Origin of the sequence: Shewanella sp. SM21 (assembly GCF_025654335.1) — a bacterium.
Taxonomy (GTDB): Bacteria; Pseudomonadota; Gammaproteobacteria; order Enterobacterales; family Shewanellaceae; genus Shewanella; species Shewanella oncorhynchi.
This window is the reverse complement of sequence record NZ_JAKKRL010000032.1, coordinates 1-2,586: the sequence shown is the minus strand read 5'-3', so window position 1 is coordinate 2,586 and position 2,586 is coordinate 1. Positions and strand designations below refer to the sequence as shown.

The window sequence follows — 2,586 nt, the reverse complement described above, 5'->3', positions numbered from 1 at the left end:
ATCTGTGTGGACACTCACAGGTGTTGAGTTAATCGAAACTGCTTAACCTTCGGGTTGGCAGTCAAAAATTTAAATCAATGTAACAATGAGTGTTCATAGCAATATGTACAGTTTGTTTCTTTAGTTAGAAACAAAAAATCAGAATTCATTGAGCCGCTGAAGTCGCAAGACGGAAGCAACAAAACTTTAATTGAAGAGTTTGATCATGGCTCAGATTGAACGCTGGCGGCAGGCCTAACACATGCAAGTTGAGCGGCAGCACAAGGGAGTTTACTCCTGAGGTGGCGAGCGGCGGACGGGTGAGTAATRCCTAGGGATCTGCCCAGTCGAGGGGGATAACAGTTGGAAACGACTGCTAATACCGCATACGCCCTACGGGGGAAAGAGGGGGACCTTCGGGCCTYYCGCGATTGGATGAACCTAGGTGGGATTAGCTAGTTGGTGAGGTAATGGCTCACCAAGGCGACGATCCCTAGCTGTTCTGAGAGGATGATCAGCCACACTGGGACTGAGACACGGCCCAGACTCCTACGGGAGGCAGCAGTGGGGAATATTGCACAATGGGGGAAACCCTGATGCAGCCATGCCGCGTGTGTGAAGAAGGCCTTCGGGTTGTAAAGCACTTTCAGTAGGGAGGAAAGGGTGTAGYTTAATACGYTATATCTGTGACGTTACCTACAGAAGAAGGACCGGCTAACTCCGTGCCAGCAGCCGCGGTAATACGGAGGGTCCGAGCGTTAATCGGAATTACTGGGCGTAAAGCGTGCGCAGGCGGTTTGTTAAGCGAGATGTGAAAGCCCTGGGCTCAACCTAGGAATAGCATTTCGAACTGGCGAACTAGAGTCTTGTAGAGGGGGGTAGAATTCCAGGTGTAGCGGTGAAATGCGTAGAGATCTGGAGGAATACCGGTGGCGAAGGCGGCCCCCTGGACAAAGACTGACGCTCATGCACGAAAGCGTGGGGAGCAAACAGGATTAGATACCCTGGTAGTCCACGCCGTAAACGATGTCTACTCGGAGTTTGGTGTCTTGAACACTGGGCTCTCAAGCTAACGCATTAAGTAGACCGCCTGGGGAGTACGGCCGCAAGGTTAAAACTCAAATGAATTGACGGGGGCCCGCACAAGCGGTGGAGCATGTGGTTTAATTCGATGCAACGCGAAGAACCTTACCTACTCTTGACATCCACGGAATTCGCTAGAGATAGCTTAGTGCCTTCGGGAACCGTGAGACAGGTGCTGCATGGCTGTCGTCAGCTCGTGTTGTGAAATGTTGGGTTAAGTCCCGCAACGAGCGCAACCCCTATCCTTATTTGCCAGCACGTAATGGTGGGAACTCTAGGGAGACTGCCGGTGATAAACCGGAGGAAGGTGGGGACGACGTCAAGTCATCATGGCCCTTACGAGGAATCGCTAGTAATCGTGGATCAGAATGCCACGGTGAATACGTTCCCGGGCCTTGTACACACCGCCCGTCACACCATGGGAGTGGGCTGCAAAAGAAGTGGGTAGCTTAACCTTCGGGGGGGCGCTCACCACTTTGTGGTTCATGACTGGGGTGAAGTCGTAACAAGGTAGCCCTAGGGGAACCTGGGGCTGGATCACCTCCTTACCTATACGACTAACTTAATGTTTGTTGAGTGTTCACACAGATTTGCTTGATAGAAGAAAGAGTAAAAGATRGACCTAGTTAAATAGGTTTATCAAAGATGGGTCTGTAGCTCAGCTGGTTAGAGCGCACCCCTGATAAGGGTGAGGTCGGTGGTTCAAGTCCACTCTGACCCACCAAATCYTCGTTCTCCTTTGTTAAATTAACACTCGTTTAGTGAACTAAACGTCGCGTTAATTTGCYGCGGATAACTCGATTTGGCAAACCAATCCTTTTAGAGGTTTGGAACATCTTACTTACTCGCACTGCATGTAAATGGGGCTATAGCTCAGCTGGGAGAGCGCCTGCCTTGCACGCAGGAGGTCTGCGGTTCGATCCCGCATAGCTCCACCATTTACACCTTATTCTGACTTTATTGCAAAGTAATAAGGCATATGCACTATGGATAGAGATGCCAAAGATAAACTTAAAAATTATCTTTGGCTTTTTTAAGCCCGCTCTTTAACAATTTGGAAAGCTGATAGTATTTAATTGCATGAGTCTGTCATGTGATTAATTACAAAACGTTTAATGCGCAAGCATTGAACATGAGTTCTCAAACACTTTATTAAGTGTCTTGAATATTCAATAGTAAATTATTCTTTATTGAATAGTTTACGTCTAAGGCGCGTCCACTTCTTTGGTCAGAAGTGAGACAAGTAAAACCAAGCTGGTCGCAATGCGGCGCAGATGAGTGAAACTCATTTGGGTTGTATGGTTAAGCGACTAAGCGTATACGGTGGATGCCTTGGCAGTCAGAGGCGATGAAGGACGTAGTAACTTGCGAAAAGCGTTGGCGAGCTAGTAACAAGCATTTGAGCTAACGATGTCCGAATGGGGGAACCCAGCAGCATAAGCTGTTATCGCAACATGAATACATAGTGTTGCGAGGCGAACGAGGGGAACTGAAACATCTAAGTACCCTTAGGAAAAGAAATCA

At 48.4% G+C, this 2,586-nt stretch carries 2 tRNA genes and 2 rRNA genes; all 4 read left to right on the top strand.

Going from position 1 to position 2,586, the window contains the following annotated elements:
• The first annotated feature begins 187 nt into the window (after window positions 1-187).
• Window positions 188-1,610, top strand: a 16S ribosomal RNA gene (locus tag L5L94_RS21725).
• Window positions 1,611-1,709: 99 nt separating this feature from the next.
• A tRNA-Ile gene (locus L5L94_RS21720) sits at window positions 1,710-1,786 on the top strand.
• A 138-nt stretch (window positions 1,787-1,924) separates the two neighbouring features.
• A tRNA-Ala gene (locus tag L5L94_RS21715) sits at window positions 1,925-2,000 on the top strand.
• A 362-nt stretch (window positions 2,001-2,362) separates the two neighbouring features.
• Window positions 2,363-2,586, top strand: a 23S ribosomal RNA gene (locus tag L5L94_RS21710); the annotation flags it as partial.